The organism is Kitasatospora sp. NPDC048239, assembly GCF_043202015.1.
In the GTDB taxonomy this organism is placed as follows: Bacteria; Actinomycetota; Actinomycetes; order Streptomycetales; family Streptomycetaceae; genus Kitasatospora.
The window spans coordinates 387,834-408,264 of sequence record NZ_JBICZP010000002.1 but is presented as its reverse complement, the minus strand read 5'-3'; the positions used below and the strand labels follow the sequence as shown (position 1 = coordinate 408,264).

The 20,431-nt window shown below is 74.9% G+C and carries 17 protein-coding genes; 10 read left to right on the top strand and 7 right to left on the bottom strand.

Annotated features, from left to right (window positions below; genetic code table 11):
* Positions 1-111: 111 nt before the first annotated feature.
* A complete protein-coding gene (locus ACGFZP_RS05975; RefSeq protein WP_392929040.1) occupies positions 112-2,841 on the top strand; it encodes a flippase-like domain-containing protein in 2,730 nt (909 codons plus the stop codon).
* 83 nt (positions 2,842-2,924) lie between these two features.
* On the opposite strand, the gene moeZ is transcribed toward ACGFZP_RS05975, so the two are convergent.
* The 5 genes from moeZ to ACGFZP_RS05950 all read right to left on the bottom strand — a co-directional run bounded on the left by moeZ (position 2,925) and on the right by ACGFZP_RS05950 (position 9,674).
* Complete coding sequence (gene moeZ / locus ACGFZP_RS05970) at positions 2,925-4,103, bottom strand: adenylyltransferase/sulfurtransferase MoeZ (protein ID WP_392929038.1); 1,179 nt, start codon at positions 4,101-4,103, stop codon at positions 2,925-2,927.
* Positions 4,104-4,366: 263 nt separating this feature from the next.
* The gene (locus ACGFZP_RS05965; protein ID WP_392929036.1) at positions 4,367-5,356 is read right to left on the bottom strand and encodes an NAD-dependent epimerase/dehydratase family protein; all 990 of its coding nucleotides are present in this window, start codon (positions 5,354-5,356) and stop codon (positions 4,367-4,369) included.
* 67 nt (positions 5,357-5,423) lie between these two features.
* Complete coding sequence (locus tag ACGFZP_RS05960) at positions 5,424-6,536, bottom strand: hypothetical protein (protein WP_392929034.1); 1,113 nt, start codon at positions 6,534-6,536, stop codon at positions 5,424-5,426.
* A complete protein-coding gene (locus tag ACGFZP_RS05955) occupies positions 6,536-8,236 on the bottom strand; it encodes a DUF3492 domain-containing protein (protein ID WP_392929031.1) in 1,701 nt (566 codons plus the stop codon). The genes ACGFZP_RS05960 and ACGFZP_RS05955 overlap by 1 nt, the downstream gene beginning before the upstream one ends.
* A gap of 490 nt (positions 8,237-8,726) precedes the next feature.
* A complete protein-coding gene (locus ACGFZP_RS05950; RefSeq protein WP_392929030.1) occupies positions 8,727-9,674 on the bottom strand; it encodes an alpha/beta fold hydrolase in 948 nt (315 codons plus the stop codon).
* A gap of 233 nt (positions 9,675-9,907) precedes the next feature.
* Here ACGFZP_RS05950 and ACGFZP_RS05945 point away from each other — a divergent pair, with 233 nt between their 5' ends.
* The 3 genes from ACGFZP_RS05945 to ACGFZP_RS05935 all read left to right on the top strand — a co-directional run bounded on the left by ACGFZP_RS05945 (position 9,908) and on the right by ACGFZP_RS05935 (position 11,397).
* On the top strand, positions 9,908-10,588 hold the full coding sequence (locus tag ACGFZP_RS05945) for a TetR/AcrR family transcriptional regulator (protein WP_392929028.1): 681 nt from the start codon (positions 9,908-9,910) through the stop codon (positions 10,586-10,588).
* A 135-nt stretch (positions 10,589-10,723) separates the two neighbouring features.
* Positions 10,724-10,951 carry a DUF3107 domain-containing protein gene (locus ACGFZP_RS05940; RefSeq protein ID WP_392929026.1) on the top strand — a complete coding sequence of 76 codons (228 nt, stop codon included), beginning with the start codon at positions 10,724-10,726 and terminating at the stop codon, positions 10,949-10,951.
* A gap of 128 nt (positions 10,952-11,079) precedes the next feature.
* On the top strand, positions 11,080-11,397 hold the full coding sequence (locus tag ACGFZP_RS05935) for a hypothetical protein (protein ID WP_392929024.1): 318 nt from the start codon (positions 11,080-11,082) through the stop codon (positions 11,395-11,397).
* Between the two features lie 24 nt (positions 11,398-11,421).
* Here ACGFZP_RS05935 and ACGFZP_RS05930 read toward each other — a convergent pair whose 3' ends face one another.
* A complete protein-coding gene (locus ACGFZP_RS05930; RefSeq protein ID WP_392929022.1) occupies positions 11,422-12,147 on the bottom strand; it encodes a ferritin-like fold-containing protein in 726 nt (241 codons plus the stop codon).
* Between the two features lie 754 nt (positions 12,148-12,901).
* On the opposite strand from ACGFZP_RS05930, the gene ACGFZP_RS05925 reads away from it, so the two are divergent.
* From ACGFZP_RS05925 to ACGFZP_RS05905, 5 genes are all read left to right on the top strand, one after another.
* Complete coding sequence (locus ACGFZP_RS05925; RefSeq protein WP_392929020.1) at positions 12,902-14,617, top strand: DEAD/DEAH box helicase; 1,716 nt, start codon at positions 12,902-12,904, stop codon at positions 14,615-14,617.
* 145 nt (positions 14,618-14,762) lie between these two features.
* On the top strand, positions 14,763-15,650 hold the full coding sequence (locus tag ACGFZP_RS05920) for an alpha/beta fold hydrolase (protein ID WP_392929019.1): 888 nt from the start codon (positions 14,763-14,765) through the stop codon (positions 15,648-15,650).
* 336 nt (positions 15,651-15,986) lie between these two features.
* On the top strand, positions 15,987-16,133 hold the full coding sequence (locus ACGFZP_RS05915; protein WP_392929017.1) for a hypothetical protein: 147 nt from the start codon (positions 15,987-15,989) through the stop codon (positions 16,131-16,133).
* A 320-nt stretch (positions 16,134-16,453) separates the two neighbouring features.
* Positions 16,454-17,092, top strand: a complete 639-nt coding sequence (locus ACGFZP_RS05910; RefSeq protein ID WP_392929014.1) for a DUF6758 family protein — start codon at positions 16,454-16,456, stop codon at positions 17,090-17,092.
* A 146-nt stretch (positions 17,093-17,238) separates the two neighbouring features.
* A complete protein-coding gene (locus tag ACGFZP_RS05905; RefSeq protein ID WP_392929012.1) occupies positions 17,239-18,099 on the top strand; it encodes a PHP domain-containing protein in 861 nt (286 codons plus the stop codon).
* Between the two features lie 77 nt (positions 18,100-18,176).
* Here ACGFZP_RS05905 and ACGFZP_RS05900 read toward each other — a convergent pair whose 3' ends face one another.
* A complete protein-coding gene (locus tag ACGFZP_RS05900) occupies positions 18,177-18,815 on the bottom strand; it encodes a suppressor of fused domain protein (protein ID WP_392929010.1) in 639 nt (212 codons plus the stop codon).
* 442 nt (positions 18,816-19,257) lie between these two features.
* On the opposite strand from ACGFZP_RS05900, the gene corA reads away from it, so the two are divergent.
* Positions 19,258-20,382, top strand: a complete 1,125-nt coding sequence (gene corA, locus ACGFZP_RS05895) for a magnesium/cobalt transporter CorA (protein ID WP_392929008.1) — start codon at positions 19,258-19,260, stop codon at positions 20,380-20,382.
* Positions 20,383-20,431: the final 49 nt, after the last annotated feature.

Genomic DNA, 20,431 nt, shown 5'->3' with positions numbered 1-20,431 from the left:
CGGGCCCGTACGAACGATCCGCCGCGCCCGATGCGCCCCCTGTCCAGCACGGGGCGCCGAGGCATGCCACCATCTTCGGGGCGGTGAGTGGTGATACGAGGACAAGACCAGATGACCGGGACGGCAGACGTGGGCGTGGACGAGGACTCCGACGAGTCCGCAAACGCCGTGCCCGCAGGTCCCGGCGGTGGGCCCGCCGCCGAGCCGACGCCGGAAGTCTCCCTGATCAAGGACCGGACGATCAAGACCCCGCAACCGCCCGCCCCGGGGGCCGAGGCACCCGAGGCCGCGACCGGCCCGGCGCCGGCCGCCGGCGTCCCCGCGCAGCAGCCCGCTCCCCCGCAGGAGCACGACGCCCACGAGGACACCCCGCACCTGGACGTCGACGAGCCGCTGCTCGCCGCCCGCGCGCACCGGCCGTCGGACCTGATCCGCTTCCTGGCCGGCGTCTTCGGCATAGTCGCCGTGTTCGTCCTGGCCGGCGTCGCGACCTCGACCACCACCGGCATCGAGCTGGACATCGCCTCCAACGCCCCCCGCTTCTCGCCGGTGCTGTCCACCATCGCCGGCCTCGTCTCCAGCGTCGCGGTGCTCGCCGTACCGCTGGCCTTCGCCGTCGAGCGGCTGATCAAACGCGACGGTCTGCGGGTCGCCGACGGCGTCCTCGCCTCGGTGCTCGCCTACGGCGTCTCGCTGGGCATCGACTGGTGGGTCGCCGAGGGCGCCTCCGAGCAGATCCGGGACGCCCTCACCCGGTTCCCGCTGGAGAGCACCGGCACGCTCACCGACCCCGTGCACGGCTATCTGGCCCCCGTGATCGCCTACATGACCGCGGTCGGCATGTCGAGCCGGCCGCGCTGGCGGGTGGCCCTGTGGGTGGTGGTGGTCTTCAGCGGGATCACCGAGCTGTTCGGCGGCTACACCACCCCGCTGTCCCTGCTGCTCACCGTGCTGATCGGCTGGTCCGTCGCCTACGGCACGCTGTACGCGATCGGCTCGCCGAACATCCGGCCCACCGGCCAGCACCTGATGATCGGCCTGCGCAAGGTCGGCTTCACCCCGGCCAGCGCGCACCGGGCCGCCGACGCCCCCGGCGGCACCCGCCGCTACTTCGTCGCCCAGCAGAGCGGCCCGCCGCTGGACGTCCACATCATCGACCGCGAGCAGCAGGCCTCCGGCTTCTTCTACCGCGCCTGGCGGCGGCTGCGGCTGCGCTCGGTGGCCGTCCGGCGCAGCCCCCAGTCGCTGCGCCAGGCACTGGAGCAGGAGGCCCTGATCGCGTATGCGGCGGCCGCCTCCGGGGCCCGCGCGCCGCAGCTGGTCGCCACCTCCGAGCTGGGTCCGGACGCCGCGATCCTGGTCTACGAGAACGTCGAGGGCCGCACCCTGGACGACCTCGCCGACGAGGAGGTCACCGACCAGGTGATGGCCTCGCTGTGGGAGTCCGTCGGGGCCCTGCACGAGCGCCGGATCGCCCACCGCCGGCTCACCGGCGAGTCCCTGCTGGTGGTGGACGGCAAGTCGGCCTGTCTGGTCAACCTCTCCGGCGGCGACATCGCCGCCACCGACCTGACCCTGCGGATCGACGTCGCCCAGCTGCTCACCACCTTCGCGCTGCGGATCGGCCCGGAGCGGGCGGTCGCCACCGCCAACGCCGTGCTCGGCGCGGACCGGGTGGCGCAGGCGCTGCCGCTGCTCCAGCCGGTCGGGATGAGCCGCTCCACCAGGGTCGACCTGAGGAAGCTCACCAAGGAGCGCAGGACCGCCGCCCGGGCCAGGGCGCTGGAGCAGGTCGCCGCGGGCGAGCGCACCCAGCAGCAGGCCGAGGAGGACATCGCGGTGGCGGGCGAGGACCTGCTCAGCCGGATCCGCGGCCAGATCCTCCAGATCGCCCCCGAGGCGCCGACCGAGACGGCGAAGCTGGAACGGCTCAAGCCGAAGACCCTGATCATGGTCATCGCGCTGACCTTCGCCGCCTACCTGGCGCTGACCACCATCAAACCGGCCCAGCTCAAGCTCTCCCAGATGAACTGGGCCTGGGCGGCGGTGGCGCTGGCCGCGGCCGCGTTCAGCTACGTCGCCGCCTCGATGAGCCTGACCGGCTTCGTCCCGGAGAAGCTGCCGTTCCGGCGCACGGTGGCGGCCCAGATCGCCGGGTCCTTCGTCAAGCTGGTGGCGCCCGCCGCGATCGGCGGCATCGCGCTCAACACCCGCTACCTGCAGAAGGCCGGCATCCGCTCCGGCCAGGCGGTCGCCTCGGTCGGCGCCTCGCAGCTGGCCGGCCTCGCCGGGCACCTGCTGCTGCTGTTCAGCTTCGGTCTGATCACCGGCAGCCAGACCAACGGCGACCTCTCCGCCTCCCGCGCGGTGATCATCGGTGTGCTGTCCGCCGCCGTGCTCGCCCTGGTGGTCGCGGCCGTCGCCCCGCTGCGGCGGTTCGTCCTGAACCGGCTGCGCTCGCTGTTCTTCGGCGTGGTGCCCCGGATGCTCGACCTGATGCAGACGCCCAGCAAGCTGGTCACCGGCTTCGGCGGCATCCTGCTGCTCACGCTGTCCTTCACCGCCTGCCTGGACGCCTCGGTGCAGGCCTTCGGCGGCAGCATCAGCTTCTCCGCGGTCGCGGTGGTCTTCCTGACCGCCAACGCGGCCGGCTCCGCCATCCCCACCCCCGGCGGCATCGGCCCGGTCGAGGTCGCCCTGATCGGCGCCCTGACCGTCGCCGACGTGCCCCCGGCGGTGGCCACCCCGGCGGTGTTCCTCTACCGGGCTCTCACCTTCTGGCTGCCGGTGCTGCCGGGCTGGATCTCCTACAACGTGCTCCAGCGCAAGGGCGCGCTCTAGAAAGTCCGGACAGACGGAGGAGGGCCCGCCGACCGTGACGGTCGGCGGGCCCTCCTCGGCGTTCGGGGCCTTTGGGACGGGGCCTAGTAGACCGGCTTGTGCGGCTCGATCTGGTTCACCCAGCCGAGCACGCCGCCGCCCAGGTGGACGGCGTTGGCGAAGCCGGCCGACTTCACCACGGCCAGCACCTCGGCCGAGCGCACGCCCGACTTGCAGTGCAGCACGATCTTCCGGTCCTGCGGCAGCGACTCCAGCGCGTTGCCCATCAGGAACTCGTTCTTCGGGATCAGCACCGCGCCGGGGATGCTGACGATCTCGTACTCGCCGGGCTCGCGGACGTCGACCAGGAAGATGTCCTCCTTGTCGTCCTGCCACTGCTTCAGCTGCTTCGAGGTGATCGTCGAACCGGCGGCGGCGGCCTGCGCCTCCTCCGACACGACGCCGCAGAAGGCCTCGTAGTCGATCAGCTCGGTGACCGTCGGGTTCTCGCCGCAGAGCGCGCAGTTCGGGTCCTTGCGGACCTTCACCTGGCGGTAGTTCATCTCCAGGGCGTCGTAGATCATCAGCCGGCCGACCAGCGGGTCGCCGACCCCGGCCAGCAGCTTGATCGCCTCGGTGACCTGGATCGAGCCGATGGACGCGCAGAGCACGCCCAGCACGCCGCCCTCGGCGCAGGACGGGACCATGCCGGCCGGCGGGGCCTCCGGGTAGAGGCAGCGGTAGCACGGGCCGTGCTCGGCCCAGAACACGCTGGCCTGGCCGTCGAAGCGGTAGATCGAGCCCCACACGTACGGCTTGCCGAGCAGCACCGCCGCGTCGTTCACCAGGTAGCGGGTGGCGAAGTTGTCGGTGCCGTCGACGATCAGGTCGTAGCCGGAGAAGATCTCCATCACGTTGTCGTTGTCGAGGCGCTCCTCGTGGAGGATCACGTCGACGTAGGGGTTGATCTCCTTGACCGACTCCCGTGCCGACTCGCCCTTGGAGCGGCCGATGTCCGACTGGCCGTGGATGATCTGGCGCTGCAGGTTGGACTCGTCCACCACGTCGAACTCGACGATGCCGAGGGTGCCGACACCCGCCGCGGCCAGGTACATCAGCGCGGGCGAGCCCAGGCCGCCGGCGCCGACACACAGCACCTTGGCGTTCTTCAGCCGCTTCTGCCCGGCCATGCCCACGTCGGGGATGATCAGGTGGCGGGAGTACCTGCGGACCTCGTCAACGGTGAGCTCGGCGGCCGGCTCGACCAGGGGTGGCAGCGACACGGGGACTCCGATGGTCGTCGGTTCAGGTGGCCAGGGCCAACCTCTTGGGGCTTGTTGCTCCGCCACCGAGGTGGCTCTGCTAGGCCAACAGTGTCACGTGGCCCCGGTATTCCGAGACAGCCCGTCCGATGGGCGAGACGACCGGCATCGGATCGTGGGACCGGGCTCCGGGGCCGGTCAGCGTCGCGGCGGCCCCGCCGTCGACCGGCCCCGGAGGCCGCCGCGCCCGCGCCCGCCGGACCGGCCCGGAGTCAGACCCGGAGTCAGACCCGGCAGGCCGTCTCCAGCCAGACGTCCCCGAGCGACTCCTCCAGCGGCACCTGCGTCCGCCAGCCGAGACGGTCCCGGGCCGTCCGCACGTCCGCCTGCCGCCACGGCACCGGCTCACCGGCCGGCACCCGGCCCTCGGTCGGCCGCGGCTCCAGCACCCGGTGGCCCGGCAGGTGGTGCCCGGCCGACTGGTCGACCGGGCCGCCGACCTGCGCGGGCAGCAGCACCGGCCGGTTCTCCTCGACGATCGACCCCTCGAAGCCCGACGCCCGGACCAGCAGCTGCGCCGCGTCCCGGGCCCGGACGGCGTGCCCGCTGCCGATGTTGATCACACCGGTGGCGGCCGACACCGCCGCCGCCTGGATCGCCCGCGCGACGTCCCGGACGTCCACGAAATCCCGGTATCCGGACAGGTCCGGCATCCTCACCTGGGACTCCTCCCGCTCCAGCGCCCGGCGCAGCCCCTCGGCGAGACGGCCGAACAGCGAGGCGGTCGGCGACCCGGGGCCCACCACGTCGAACACCCGCAGCACCGCCGCGTCCAGCCCGGAGGCCAGCACCAGCTCCGTCCCGGCCAGCTTGGACACCCCGTAGGGGCCCACCGGGCGCGGCTCGGCGCTCTCCGCCACCGGGACCCCGCCCGGTACCGGTCCGTACTCGGCGGCCGAACCGACGTGCACCAGCCGGGCCGGCTCCCGGCTGCGCCGGATCGCCTCGCAGACGGTGGCGACGGCCAGCGTGTTCGCCCGGATCAGGGTCCGCGAGCTGCCGTAGGTGGCGCCCGCGCAGTTGATCACCACCTGGGGTGCGACCGCGTCCAGGAAGCGGGCCAGCGCACCCGGGCTCCCGGCGGTCAGGTCGAAGCGGATGTCGGCGGAGTCGCGCCGGCCGAGCACCGTCACCTGCAACTCCTGGTCCACGAGCAGACGATCGGTGACCCGGCGGCCGATGAAGCCGTCGGCGCCCAGCAGCAGCACCCTCATCGGGGGGTGTCCTTCCACGAAGCGAGGTCGGGTATCGACCTGGCGGACAGAGTGAACAGGGGGAGGTTCAGCGGTGTGCACCGGCCCGGCCGAGCACCACCGACGCATACCCGAAAAGCACGAGCGCGACCGCGCCGCCGCCGAGCAGTCCGGCGGCCGGCAGGCTCCGGCCCGTCGCGAGCAGGGCCGCGGTGAGGACCGGCCCGGCGAGTGCGCCGAGCGCGGCGGTGGCGGTCCGGCCGCAGCGGTCCAGCAGCGCGGGCAGGACCAGCAGCAGTCCCAGCACGCCCTGCGCCGCCCACTGGGCGCCGTCGGCGCGCTCGACCGCCACGTGCAGCAGCCCGCCGCCGTGGTCCGGGCCGGGGCGCGGGGCGACGGCCGTGAGCACGGCGAGCGCGGCGAAGGTCAGCACGGCCAGGACGGCCAGGTGCAGTGCGACGGCGACCGGCAGCACCGGCCGCATCCGGGAGCGGAACTCGGCGAGCGTGCCCGCCGTCCCGAGATGCCCCCGGCCGACGTGCCGGAACCAGCGGGCGGCCCAGTCCGCGGACCCGGCCGACAGCGCGGCCGCGAGGACCAGGGCGGCCGTCACCCGGCCCTCGCCGACCGCGCCACCGGGCGCCCCGGCCAGCGGCAGCAGCAACAGGCCCGCCACGCCGAGCCCGTGGGCCAGCAGCACCGGCCGCCGTGCGCGGACCGGCTGCTCCGGCGGACCGGCACCGTCGGCCCCGGCGGCCAGCGCGGGCAGCAGGACCAGCGGGACGGCCGCCGGCAGCAGCACCGGCCGGGCGGCTCCGAGAGCGGCCGCCGCGGCGCACGGCAGCGCCGCCAGCGCGGCCACCCGCAGGGCCGCGCCGCAGCGCCGCCGCCGGCCCTCCCGTCCGTCGGCCGCCTGCGCCGGACCGGGCGGGCGGCGCGGCACCCGGGCGTACAGCTCCTCGGCGAGCGAGAACAGATCGGCGTGCCGGCACCGGGCGGCCGCGGCCGCTCCCAGCCCGGCCTCCTCCAGGCCTGCGGCGATCTCCAGCGGGTCGACGGCCCGCTCGCACAGCACCCGGTGGGCGGCCATCACCTCCCGCACCGGATCGCCCGTCACCCGGCCCGCCGGGCCCCCGGCCGCCTCGTCGGCGCCCCCGCCCGGCACCGCCGGGGCGCCGGCTGTCGGGCCGCTGCCGGTCATCAGACCGCCTCGGCCAGGGCGCCGGGGCGCTCGCGCGCCTCCTCGGCCCGCCCGCCCCGCCGTCCGTCCTGCCGTCCGCCCCGCCGTCCGTCCTGCGATCCGCCCTCGGCACCGTCCGGGCCGTCGTCCGGGCCGCCGTCCGCGGCGCCGCCCGCGGCGGCCTGCGGGGCGCCCGCGCCCCGGCCGTCCGCCAGCCAGTACTCGGCGGGCCGGGCGAACGGGCGCGGGTGCTCCCCGACCGCCCCGGCACCCTCGGCCGCCGGGAAGGCGGGCCACTGCGAGACCAGCTCCAGGTAGACCTCCCGGAACGCGCCGATCACCGGTTCCACGGCGAAGCGTTCCTGCGCCCGCAGACGGCCCGCCAGCCCCAGCCGGGCGCGGCGCTCCTCGTCGCGCAGCAGCGCCAGGCAGGCGGCCGCCAGCGCCCGCGGATCGCGCGGCGGCACCAGCAGCCCGGTCGGGCCGACCACCTCCCGGGCCACGCCCACGTCCGTCGTGACCACGGCCCGCCCGCTCAGCATCGCGTCCGCCAGCAGCCGGGGGCTGCGCTGGGAGAGCGCCGAGAAGACCACCACCGTGCCGCCCTCCCACGCCTCGGCGGTCGAGGCCGGCCGGCCCGCGAACTCCACCGCGTCGGCCACCCCCAGCCGCCCGGCGACCGCCCGGCAGTGCGCCAGGTAGCCGGGCGCGGCCTGCTCGCCGTGGACCACCAGCCGCGCCCCCGGCAGCTCGGCCCGGACGCCGGCGAAGGCGTGCAGCATCAGCTCGGTGTCCCGGCCCGGCTCCAGCGGACCGGCCCAGACCAGGGTCGGCGCGGAGGGCTCGGGACCGGCCGGCGCCCGGGACACCGCCGGGGTGCCCTCGTACACCACCCTGGTGCGCGCCGGGTCGGCCCCGCAGCGCCGCTGCCACTGCTGGTCGTGGGCGCTGCCGGGGGTCAGTATCGCGGCCTGCCGGTACGTCTCCTCGGTGAGCGCCCGGAAGAAGGACAGCAGCAGCGCCCGGACCGGCCACCGGTACGGCGCCTCGCGGTAGCCGAGGTACTGCTCGCGCAGGTGCAGCCCGTGCTCGGTGACCACCAGCGGGACCCCGTGCAGCCGCTTGGCCACCAGCGCGGGCAGCGCCGCCGGCCCGCCGCCCACCACGTGGCAGAGGTCGGCCGCACCGAGACCGCCGGGCGCGGTGCCGTACCAGGGGGCGGAGAGCGGGCGCAGGCACTGCTCCAGCAGGTCCGCCGCGACCAGCACGTCGCAGACCAGCGGCTGCCCGGCCGAGGTGTCGGCCCCGGGCGAGCGCCAGACCCGCTCCAGCGCGCGGCGGGCGTGGGCGGAGGCAAGGAAGGCGGGCAGCGCGCCGTCCTCGCGGGCGAGCGCGGCCAGCCGGTACAGCCCGGCGCCGAAGGAGGCCCGCCCGCCCGGCATCACCAGGGCCCGGACCAGGTCCTCGTAGGCCCGGACGTACTGCCGTCTGCGCAGCGTCCCCGGCGTGCGGCCGGGCGGCCGCCGGCCCCACAGGGCCAGTTCGTGCACCCCGTGCCAGCGGCCCGAGGGGCTGTCGGCAACGCCCGAGCCGGCCGCCCCGGCCAGCACGTACAGCTCGAACTCGTGCTCGCCCAGGCCTTCGACCAGTCGGGCGCACCAGCCGCCCGCGCTACGCTGTGCGAACGGACGGGCGCCCTCGGTGAGCAGTGCAACGCGCACGGGAGACCTCCAGAGCAGGGCGGATCGACGGACGGGTCAACGGATCGCCGGACGGCTTGAACGGGCCGGGCGGCCGGGGCGGGCACCCTGGCGGCCCGCGGACCGCTCCGGGCCGGTCGGCCCGGCCACCGGCGGCGCCGCGATACCGGGCGGGGCACCGCCGGACGGCGGCGCGACCGCGCGGCCCGGCGGCCCGACCGCGCACTCACCGCGGCCGCTCCTCCGGGCGCACGCCCGCTCCGGCGGTCACACCCGACCCGCCGACACCCCTTGTTCGCGGCCGCCGGCCTTGTTCCGGCGCCCGCCCCTCCCCCACACCTGTTCGGTCCGACAGCAGAAAGGTAGGACCGGCCGGCGGCCCTCCATCGGTCACCTGGCTGGTTGCCACCTGAACGAGTGAACCGGCGTGACCTCGCCCCGAACCGGGGCGTTATCGCCGCCCGGTCCGGTCCGTCCGTCCGCGCGCCCGGCCGGACCGGCCGGACCGGGCCTACCGCGCGTCCGCGCCCAGCAGCTCCCGCACCGCCCGGGCCACCCGGTCGGGGTACTCCATCATCGACACGTGCCCCGAGTCCGGCAGGACCAGCAGCCGGGCGTCCGCGAAGGCCGCACAGGCCCGCCGCGCCGAGCGGTAGGAGACCAGCTTGTCGCGCAGTCCGTACACCAGCAGCACCGGCACCCGGACCCGCTCGGCCTGCCGCCACAGCGCCTGGTCGCCGCGCTCGGTGTACGCGGAGACGATCCCGCGCGCCGAGCCGATCAGCGCCGGCATCGCGTACGGCAGCTCGGTCCGGCGCCGGTACTCGGCCACCGCCTCGGCCCGCACCGCCGGGGCCAGCGCCTCAGGGTCCCCGTAGACCAGCCGCAGCAGGCCGTCGGTGGCGTCCTCCACACTGCGGCCGTTCGACGGCATCCGGCGCAGCAGGGCCGGCAGGCCGGGCACCGCGAGCAGGGCGGTCGGCCAGGCGGTGCGCTGCGGCGGGAGCTCCGGCAGCGCGGGTGAGATCAGGGTGAGGCTGCGCACCAGGTCCGGGCGCAGGGCCGCGAGCCGCACGCAGACCGCGCCGCCGAGCGAGTTGCCGAACAGGTGCACCGGCCCTCGCCCGGTCGCCTCCAGGTAGCCGATCACCGCGCGGACGTGGCCGTTGACCGAGAGGTTGCCGTCGGCGGGCGGGGCGGAGCGGCCGAATCCGGGCAGGTCGACGGCCTCGCCGTCGACCACGTCGCGGAGCCGGTCCATCAGGGCCGTCCAGTTGCCCGCCGAGCCGCCGAGCCCGTGCACGAACAGCGCGGGCTCCCGCACCCCGGCGCCGTCCGCACCGTCCACCGGCCCGCCGTCGGGGCCGCTCACCGCCAGCACCGCACCGGGGATCTCGACCGTACGGAACTGCGCGGGCTCCCCCGCCGACGTGCGTACCTGCTGCTCAGCGCTGCTCATGGTGGACGATGGTAGTGAGCCGCACCCCCGCGGGCCCAGGCCCCGGCCTCCCCCGGCCCGGTCGTCTCATCCCTTGTCGCACCACTGCCGACGGCCGTGGTCAGCGCCGTATTGTGGGCACCTGACAAGGGGGCCCGGCGCTTTTCTCACGCTCGCCAAGCGCGAATGCGGTTACCGAAAAGTAGAATCAGTCACCTTGCCCGCCCCGAACAACCCGTGAAGTGAGGAGCGCCGTGACGGCCATCCAGGAGGCGCAGGAGCGCCCGCGCGGTGCCCGCCTGCCGCGAAGCGCCCGCCGTGAACAACTGCTCGGTGCCGCCCAGGAGGTGTTCGTCGCCCAGGGCTACCACTCGGCGGCCATGGACGACATCGCCGACCGTGCCGGGGTCAGCAAGCCGGTGCTCTACCAGCACTTCCCCGGAAAGCTGGAGCTCTACCTGGCACTGCTGGACAAGCACTGCGACGCGCTGGTCGAGTCGACCCGCTCGGCGCTCGCCGCGACGACCGACAACAAGCAGCGGGTCGCCGCCACGATGGAGGCGTACTTCAACTACGTCTCCAGCGAGTCCGGTGCCTTCCGCCTGGTCTTCGAGTCCGACCTGACCAACGAGCCCGCCGTGCGCGAGCGCGTCGAGCGGGCCTCGGACGCCAGCGCGACGCTGGTCAGCAAGGTCATCCAGGAGGACACCGACCTGCCGGAGGCCGAGTCCAAGCTGCTCGCGGCCGGCGTCTGCGGCCTGGCCCAGATCACCGCGCGCTACTGGCTCTCGCAGGGGCTGCAGATCCCGCGCGACGAGGCGGTACGGCTGGTCGCCAGCCTGGCCTGGCGCGGGCTCAAGGGCTTCCCGATGCACCCGGGCGAGCCGGGCTCGGGCGACGAGGACGACGACCGGCCCCAGGCCGCTTCCGAGTAGCGATCTGCCGGGCTTCGCCGCGCCGATGATCGGGTGCTCTATGGTGAAGCCGTACGGCGCGGTCGCCGCGAACGCTTGTCCCAGGCGGTCCGGTGTCCGCGCGTGGATGGCTGCAACCCCGGAGGGACGGAAGCCGTGGAGGTCAAGATCGGCGTTCAGAACGCGCCGCGCGAGATCGTGATCGAGAGCTCGCAGACTGCCGATGAGGTCCAGGACGCGGTCGCCAAGGCGCTGGAGGGCACCGAGAAGCTCTTCTCGCTGACCGACGAGCACGGCCGCCGTGTGATCGTCCCGGCCGAGCGCCTGGCGTACGTGGAGATCGGCGAGCCGGCCGTCCGCAAGGTCGGGTTCGGCACGCTCTGAGCCGCTTCACGGTGCCCCGCCCCCTCACCGAGGGTGCGGGGCACCGCTGCGTGTACGGCCCGGCGACCGGGGGTACGGCGACAGTGCGGCCGTACCGGCGCCGCACCCGCGCCATCGGGGAGGCCCCCTTGCTGGTCGAGTCGCTCGCCTTCGTCCTCATCGGTCTGGTCACCGGACTGACCGCGCTGCTGGCGCTGCCGGCGTACTTCCCGGCCGGCCGGGCGCTGACGATGGGGACGGCGCTGGTGGCGGCCCTGCTCGGCGGGGTGACCGCACGATTCGCCCTGGACGGGCGGTACCCGGCGGCCACGCTGGCCGTCTCGGCGCTCTGCTCGGCGCTGCTCACCTCGGTGCTGGCCCGGCCGGACCTCGCGGCCGGCCGCGCACCGGCGCACCGGCACCGCCCGCACCGCCCGGGCGCCCACCGGCGGCACCGGCCCGCCTGACGGCCGGCACCCCGCGGACGGGCCCTAGGAGGCCAGCCCCAGGGCGGCCATCCGCCGGGTGTGGGCCTCGGTGATCCGGTTGAACATCTTGCCGACCTCGACCAGGTCGAAGCCCTGCACGCTGCCGCCGACCAGCAGGTTGGACAGCGCGTCCCGCTCGGCGACCACCCGCTGGGCCTGGCTGAGCGCCTCGCCCATCAGCCGTCGGCCCCAGAGCGCCAGCCGGCCGCCGGACCGCGGGTCGGCCTCGATGGCCTGCCGCACCTTGTCGACGGCGAACTGCGCGTGCCCGGTGTCCGACATCACGCCGAGCACCAGGTCGCGGGTGTCGTCGTCCAGCCGGACGGCCACCTCGCGGTAGAAGTCGGTGGCGATCGCGTCGCCGACGTAGGCCTTGACCAGGCCCTCCAGCCAGTCGGAGGGGGCGGTCATCCGGTGGAACAGCTCCAGCGGCTCGACGAACGGCCGCATCGCCTCCTGCGGGTCCGCGCCCACCTCGGCGAGCCGGTCGTGCAGCCGCTGGTAGTGCTGGAACTCGGCGCAGGCCATCCGGGCCAGCGCCGCCTTGTCGGCGAGGCCCGGCGCGAGCTTGGCGTCCTCGGCGAGCCGCTCGAAGGCGCTCAGCTCGCCGTACGCGAGGGCGCCGAGCAGGTCCAGTACGGCCGCCCGGTACCCCGGGTCGGCCGAGCAGGTCGCCCAGTCCCCGATCGAGCCGGTCGCGCCGTCCTGCGTCTCCCCATGGGTCTCCATGACCTGCCACCTTAGTCCCGCCCGGCGCGAACCCCCACCACCCGCCGCCACCGCCGGGCGCGGCCCTCCCCACCTGCCCCGGAAGGCGCCCGCAGGCCCTGCCGACCCCGCCGGAGGGGCCCGCGCCACCCGCTCGTTGCCCCTTGATCACCGCGATGTCAGACGCGTCACGTGTTCGAGTCGTCGCGTGACTGTATGGTGGTAGGGAGGCCCGTAGTGCTCGCACGGTGTCACCGCCGTCTCGGTGTGCCGGGCAAGCCCGCTCCGCAGCGGGACCGTCCACCAGGACGTGTCCGTACCGGAAGCCGGGTCCTCATGTACGCGGATGCCCGGTCGGAGAGCCGATCGGCTCCGACCATGGCTTGGACCTCAAGCCCTGGCACCGCATCAGTGGCCGAGCGAGGGCCGCCGCGGACCGCGCCGCCCCCGGCGAAGGTCCCGCGCAGGTCCCTCACGGGAATCCTCCCCGACGCCGCCGGCGACGCGCCCCGCACCGGGCCGCGCGAACCACCGGCCGGCCGCAGGGACCGGCGCGGTTGTGCGTCCGCGCAGCTGTATTCAGGGCCCTGGCCCGTACGCAGCCGCGCGGCTGCCCGCCGCTCTCTCGCTCTCGGCCCCACCACACGGAAGAGGCAGCACCCTGTCCACCACCGCTGAACCCGCCAAGACCACTTTCCGGGATCTGGGGATCCTCCCGGAGACCGCCGAGGCCCTTGAGGCCGTCGGCATCCTCCACCCCTTCCCCATCCAGGAGATGACCCTCCCGGTCGCGCTGACCGGCCACGACGTCATCGGCCAGGCCAAGACCGGCACCGGCAAGACCCTTGGTTTCGGCCTCCCGCTGATCGAGCGCGTCGTCGTCCGGGCCGACATCGACGCCGGCCGGGCCACCGAGGACCAGCTCTCCGACGGCCCGCAGGCGCTGATCGTCGTCCCGACCCGCGAGCTGTGCACCCAGGTCACCAACGACCTGCAGACGGCCGGCAAGGTCCGCGACGTCCGCGTGCTCGCGATCTACGGCGGCCGCGCGTACGAGCCGCAGGTCGAGGCGCTCAAGAAGGGCGTCGACATCATCGTCGGCACCCCGGGCCGCCTGCTCGACCTCGCGGGGCAGCGCAAGCTGGACCTGTCGAAGGTCCGCGCGCTGGTCCTCGACGAGGCCGACGAGATGCTCGACCTGGGCTTCCTGCCCGACGTCGAGAAGATCATCACGATGCTGCCGGCCAAGCGGCAGACCCTGCTGTTCTCGGCGACCATGCCGGGCCAGGTCATCAGCCTCGCCCGCCGGTACATGAGCCAGCCGACCCACATCCGGGCCGCCGCGCCGGACGACACCGGCCACACGGTGGCCAACACCACCCAGCACATCTTCCGGGCGCACTCGCTCGACAAGGTGGAGATGGTCTCGCGCATCCTGCAGGCCGAGGGCCGCGGTCTGGCGATGATCTTCTGCCGCACCAAGCGCACCGCGGCCGACGTCTCCGACCAGCTCACCCAGCGCGGCTTCGCGGCCGGCGCGGTGCACGGCGACCTCGGCCAGGGCGCCCGCGAGCAGGCGCTGCGAGCCTTCCGCAGCGGCAAGGTCGACGTGCTGGTCTGCACCGACGTCGCGGCCCGCGGCATCGACGTCGAGGGCGTGACGCACGTCATCAACTACCAGTGCCCCGAGGACGAGAAGACCTACCTGCACCGGATCGGCCGCACCGGCCGGGCCGGCGCGTCCGGCACCGCCGTGACGCTGGTGGACTGGGACGACATCCCGCGCTGGCAGCTGATCAACAAGGCGCTGGACCTCAAGTTCAACGAGCCGGAGGAGACCTACTCCACCTCGGCGCACCTGTACGAGCTGCTGAAGATCGCCCCGGGCACCACCGGTGTGCTGCCGCGCTCGGAGCGCACCCGCGCCGGGCTCGGCGCGGAGGCGGTCGAGGACCTCGGCGAGACCGGCGGGCGCGGTTCGCGCTCGGCCGGCGGCGCCCGGGGCGGCCGCGGCGCGGCGCGGGGCGGCTCCGGCCGGCCTGCCGACGCCCCGGTCGAGGCCGCCGAGGAGAAGCCGGCCCGCCGCTCCCGCGAGCGCCGTCGCACCCGCGCCGGTGAGACGGTCGCGGACGCGGCCGTGGTCGAGTCGCCCGCCGAGGCGGCCGTGGCCGTCGAGGCCGGCGCGCCCGCCGTCGAGGGCGAGGCCGCTCCGCGCCGCCGTCGCCGTCGTCCGCGCGGCGCCGCCGGCGAGGGCGCGGCCACCGCGGTGGCCGAGGCCCCCGTGGAGGCTCCCGCCGCCGACGCGGTGGAGGCCGCGGAGAAGCCGGCGAGCAGGCCGCGCACCCGCAGCCGGGCCAAGGCGAAGGCCGAGCCGACCGCCGAGGCCGCACCGCAGGGCACCGGGGACGCCCCGGCCGAGGCCGCCGCCCCGCGCCGCCGCACCCGCAGCCGCCGTCCGGCCGCCGCCGGCGAGGCCACCCCGGAGAGCTGAGCGAACGCCCGAGGGGGCGGCGGGTCCGGACCGGACCCGCCGCCCCCTCGGCTTTTCCCGCACCGGCCGCGGGCGCCGCACTACGCTCGGGGTTACCGACCGGTCACCCCGGGGCCGGCCGCCGAACCTCCGGAGGAGACCGCCCATGAGCACCCCGCCGTTCCTCACCCTCCCCAGTTGTGCGCACGCACTGCGGCTGCCGACCGCCCGGGGCGGGTTCGCCGCGCTGCGGGCCGAGCCCGCCGGGGCGGTGCGCGGGAGCGTCCTGCTGGTGCCCGGGTTCACCGGCAGCAAGGAGGACTTCATCGCCCTGCTGGAGCCGCTCGCGGCGGCCGGCTACCGGGTGACGGCGGTCGACCAGCGCGGCCAGCACGAGACCGGCGGACCGGACGACCCCGGGGCGTACGCCGTCGGGGAGCTGGGCGCGGACGTCCGGGCGCTGTCCGAGGCGCTCGCCGACGGCGACACCCCGCTGCACCTGCTCGGGCACTCCTTCGGCGGCCAGGTGGTCCGCGAGGCCGTTCTGACGGCGGCCGCGGACGGCCCGCTGCCGTGGCGCTCGCTGACCCTGATGTCCACCGGGCCGGGTGCGATCGAACCGTCCGAGGCCGCCCGGACCAAGCTGCTGATCGACGTGCTGCCGACGATGAGCCTGGAGGAGATCTGGCAGGTGCTCCAGCAGATGGAGGAGGGCTCCGGCGATCCGGCGAGGCGTCCGTCCGCCGAGGTCGCGCGGTTCCTGCACCAGCGCTGGGTGGCCAACGTCCCGCAGTCGCTCGCCACCACCGGCGGCCATCTGATCGCCGCACCCGACCGGGTCGAGGAGCTGGCCGCCGCCACGGCCGCCGCGGCGCTGCCCGTGCTGGTGCTCTCCGGGGTTCGGGACTACGCCTGGCCGGTGCCCGAGCAGACCGCCATGGCGCTGCGGCTGGGCGCCGAGCGCGTGGTGGTCGAGGACGCCGGGCACTCCCCCAACGCCGAGCAGCCGGCCGCCACGGCCGCCGCCCTGGCCGGTTTCTGGGCCCGCTCGTAGCGCGTCCCGCCGGGCCCACCGGCGTCGACGCGGGACAAAAGTCGTTAGTTGCGGTAATATTTGATTCTGTCTGGGAATCATCGTCGCCATCGACGTCATCGTCTATCGGCCGAAACCAGGACTTTACGGACGGGCAACGGCCCGGTAGCAGCACCACGACACCGTGGTCCATGCAGCACCAGCGACACGAGCAGCACCTGGCAAGCAGGGGGGAGCCCTTTGCCGCAGCAGACCTTCGAGCCGGCCGTTCTCCGCTCGACCCGACAGACCCCACGAGGGCTGATACCGACTCAGCCGCGACCGCCCCGCCCGACGGGGCCAGGAAAGGACAGGCCCATGCGCTTTGAAATCCTTCGACTCGACGACACCAACGGAAACGCCATCGACCGACTGATCGCCGACGCCGAAACCGTCCGCGAGCTCGTCCAGGCCGCCGCCCGCACCGGCGAACGCCTGCTGATCCGCCCGTGCCCGACCGTCTGACCCGGTGCGGCGCCTCCGCCCAGGAGGGCTCACCCGCCGACGACGAGCCGGGAACGTCCGACCCCGACGTTCCGATACCGGACTGACGCCCCGCCACCGCACTCGCCGATGACGGGGCGTCAGTCCGTGTGTCCGCCTCCGTCGGCCCCCGCGGCCGCCGACGTTTGCCGCCGCCCCCGACTGGACATTTCCTAGCGGAGTCGCCCGCAACGCGCCCACACCGCGCGGGCCGGGCGCCCGCCACCGACAGGTCCCGCCGAGCCCTCCGTACGGGTGATCGTCCTTGACGCGGCGGTCCGGAGGGAGGAGCGTTGTCGGCTATGAGGGGCGAGCCAAGCTGTCCGAGGTGCGCCGGCCGGGTCCGCGCCCCCGGTCTGTTCTCCGACACCTGGCAGTGCGACCAGCACGGAGCCGTGCACCCGATGCAGCCCGTGCTGCCCCCGAGCGTCGAGGCGCTCGGCGTGGCCGTCGCCCGCTCGCAGGTCCCCGTCTGGCTGCCCTGGCCGCTCCCGGTGGGCTGGCTCTACACCGGGATCGCACACGTCGGTGACGATGTCTCCGGCGCCCGCGCCACCGCCGTGGCCTGCGCGGGCCCGGCGCCGCTCGGCGGGTTCGGCGAGCTGGTGCTGGTCGCCGAGGAGCTGGGGGTCGGGCTCGGGGCCCGCTACGCGGGGCTCAACGGGCCGGATCCGGGCGAGTCCGTCTCGCTCTACAAGCCCGCCGACGCCAAGCTGATGGCGGCCGGCCGGCCCACGCCGATGTTCCACGTCCCGGACGCCCCGGCCGACCGCGCGGTGTTCGTCGGCGAGGCCCGGGGGCTCTGGCTCTGGGCGGTGGCCTGGCCGGAGCAGTCCGCGCTGGTGATGTACGACGAGCTGGTGCTCACCGACCTGCGGGAGGCCGGCGCCGAGCTCGACCTGCTGCCCTGCGGGGCGGTCTCCCCCCGTCTGTTCGGGTAGGCCCTGCTCTAAGCCCTGTCTGGGCGCTGTCCTGGGCGCTGTCCGGCCGGGGTGTCTGACGGGCCCTGAGGCGCGGCCCCCGGGCGGACGGGGCGGCGGACTATTCTGGGCGGCATCCCGAGCGCCCACCTCCAGGAGCCCGCCCCGTGCGCATCGACCTGCACGCCCACAGCAACGCCTCCGACGGCACCGACAGCCCGGCCGAGCTGGTCTCGGCCGCCGTCGCCGCGGGACTGGACGTGGTGGCGCTCACCGACCACGACACCGTGTCCGGCCACGCCGAGGCCGCCGAGGCGGTGCACGCGCTGCCCGTCGGCACCCGGCTGACCCTCGTCCCGGGCGCCGAGCTGTCCTGCGTGGTGGAGGGCGTCAGCATGCACCTGCTGGCGTACCTGTTCGACCCGGCCGAGCCCGGCTTCGCGCGCGAGCGCGAGCTGGTGCGCACCGACCGGTTCCGGCGCGGCCGGGCGGTCGTCGAGCGCTGCCGCGAGCTCGGCGCCGACATCAGCTGGGAGCAGGTCGAGCGGATCGCCGGCACCGGCTCGGTGGGCCGGCCGCACATCGCCAGCGCCCTGGTCGAGGCGGGCGTGGTGGCCACCGTCTCGGACGCCTTCACCGCCGACTGGCTGGCCAACGGCGGCCGGGCGGACGTCCGCAAGCACGAGACCGACCCCGTCGAGGCGGTCCGGCTGGTCCGGGCGGCCGGCGGGGTGCCCGTCTTCGCCCACCCGGGCGCCGTCAAGCGCGGCCGGACCGTCTCCGAGCAGGTGATCGCCGAGCTGGCGGCGGCCGGGCTGGCGGCGCTGGAGGTCGACCACATCGACCACGACGAGCCCACCCGGGAGCGACTGCGCGGGCTGGCCGCCGAGTTGGGGCTGCTGACCACCGGGTCCAGCGACTACCACGGCGGCCGCAAGACCGTCCGGCTCGGCGAGCACACCACCGATCCGGCGGTGTACGAGGCGCTGCTGGCCCAGGCGACCGGCGCGCAGCCGATCGGGGGCTGAGCCCGGCCCGTCCCGCGCGCGGGCGTACCGGTGCGTGCGGCGGTGCGGCCGCCGCACCGCGCGCCCCTGAGCGAGCGTCAGTCCAGCGGTACCCCGCGGCGGTCCGGGTCGCGCAGGTCCGTGCCGTGCTTCAGCCAGCGCTCCTCCAGCGCGGCCGCGCCGTGCACCCGCTTCCAGCCCGCCTCGTTGGGCGTCATCGGCAGCAGCGGCAGGAAGCGCACCGGGTCGGCGGGCTCGTCCAGCTCCAGGTCGGCCACCAGACCACCGGGTTCGGCGGCCAGCACGGAGGTGAACGGCGCGCCGTCCCAGAGCGGGGCGCCGAGGTCGAGGGAGCCGCCGGGGGCCAGTACCAGGCCCTCCACCTGCGGGGTCGCGGCAAAGGTGGCCAGCGTCCGGAGCACGCTGTCGCGTCCCCCACGGACCGTCAGCAGCAGTTCCGCGCGCGGCCCGCGCACCTGGTCGGCGACCGGTGCGGTCGGGTCGGCCATCGGCGCGGCGGACATCCCGAGCGTCGCGTAGCGGACCAGGCCGTCGGCGTCCGGGCCGAAGCGCAGCACCTCGATCCGGTCCGCGCCGAGGAAGGTCACCGCGGCGCGGCCACCCGGCTCGCCGAAGGTGGTCAGCAGCCGGGCCTCCACGGCGGCCAGGACCGCCGTCCGGGAGAGGTCGGAGGAGCCGCCGGAGGGATCGCCGAAGAGCGGGAAGTCGTGCGCCATGCCGGTGAGCGTAACCCGCCGCGGGGGCCCGGCCCGCGGACACCCCAGCGGCGAGGGCCGGTCAGATGTTAGTGTGAGCGACTGGCCACCGGGGATGCTTCTACCCCCGGGGCAGCGGCGCGAAGGAGGTGGTTGCGGTGGATACCAGCCGACCATGCAGTACCGGCAGCTCTACCCGGCCCGGACGCCTTCCCCGTACCCCTCGCCACGCAGGCTGAAACAACAGCAGTAGCAGCTGAATCAGCCGCGTCCGCCGAGGCGACCGAGGCAGTGTCGAGTCGGCCGGGAGAGCACCCTCACCGGCGTCCGGTCGTTCCAGCGCGTGCCCCAGCAAGGCCGAGGACCGACCGCAGGCGCCATTCCACCGGTGTTCCATGCCGTCGCACCACGGCCACCCGCCACCGTGCCGCCGTGCGGCGGCTCCTGCCCCAGGGAGCCTGCCATGTCGATGATCAACAGCCTGCGCGCAGCCGTCCGCACCAACCGCCGCCGTTCGGCGGCCGGCCTGTTCGACTCGATCCACCCGGGCCAGTCCGTCTCGGCGGTGGTGGACTGCGCCGTCTACCGGCACGGCAAGCGGCACGGTGAGACGTGCAGCCCGCGTGAGGCGGCCCGTCAGGTCCGGGCCTCGCAGCAACTGCCGGACGGTGCGGGATCGTTCAGCTGGATCGGGCTGCACGAGCCCACCGAGGCCGAGTTCGAGGGCATCGCCCAGCGCTTCGGACTGCACCCGCTGGCGGTCGAGGACGCGGTGCACGCGCACCAGCGGCCCAAGGTCGAGCGCTACGACGACGTGCTGTTCGCCGTCTTCAAGACGATCCGCTACGTCGAGCACGACCAGCTCACCCCGACCAGCGAGGTGGTCGAGACCGGCGAGCTGATGGTCTTCGCCGGGCGGGACTTCGTCATCACCGTCCGGCACGGCGGGCACAGTTCGCTGCAGGAGCTGCGCCACCGGCTGGAGGCCGACGCGGACGGCTCCGGGCTGCTCGCCAAGGGCCCGTCCGCGGTGCTGCACGCCATCGCCGACCAGGTGGTGGACAACTACCTGCTGGTCGCCGACCGGCTGCAGACCGACGTGGACGAGATCGAGTTCGACGTCTTCTCCAACAAGGGCGGCCGCGGCACCGACGTCGGCCGGGTGTACCAGCTCAAGCGCGAGGTACTGGAGTTCAAGCGCGCGGTGGCGCCGCTGCTGCGGCCGATGCAGCAGCTCTCCGAGCCGCTCCAGCGGCTGGTCGACCCGGACATCCAGAAGTACTTCCGGGACGTCGCCGACCACCTGGCCCGGGTCACCGAGCAGGTGCACGGCTTCGACGAGCTGCTGAACTCGCTGCTCCAGGCGAATCTGGCGCAGGTGTCGGTGGCGCAGAACGAGGACATGCGCAAGATCACCGCCTGGGCGGCGATCTTCGCGGTGCCCACCATGATCACCGGCGTCTACGGCATGAACTTCGACTACATGCCGGAGCTGCACCACAGGTACGGCTACCCGATGGTGCTCGGCAGCGTGGTGCTGATCTGCATCGGGATGTACCGGGGCTTCCGGCGCAACGGCTGGCTCTGAGCCCCCAGGCGGGCCGGTCCCGGCGGGCCGGTCGCCGCCCGCGGTACCG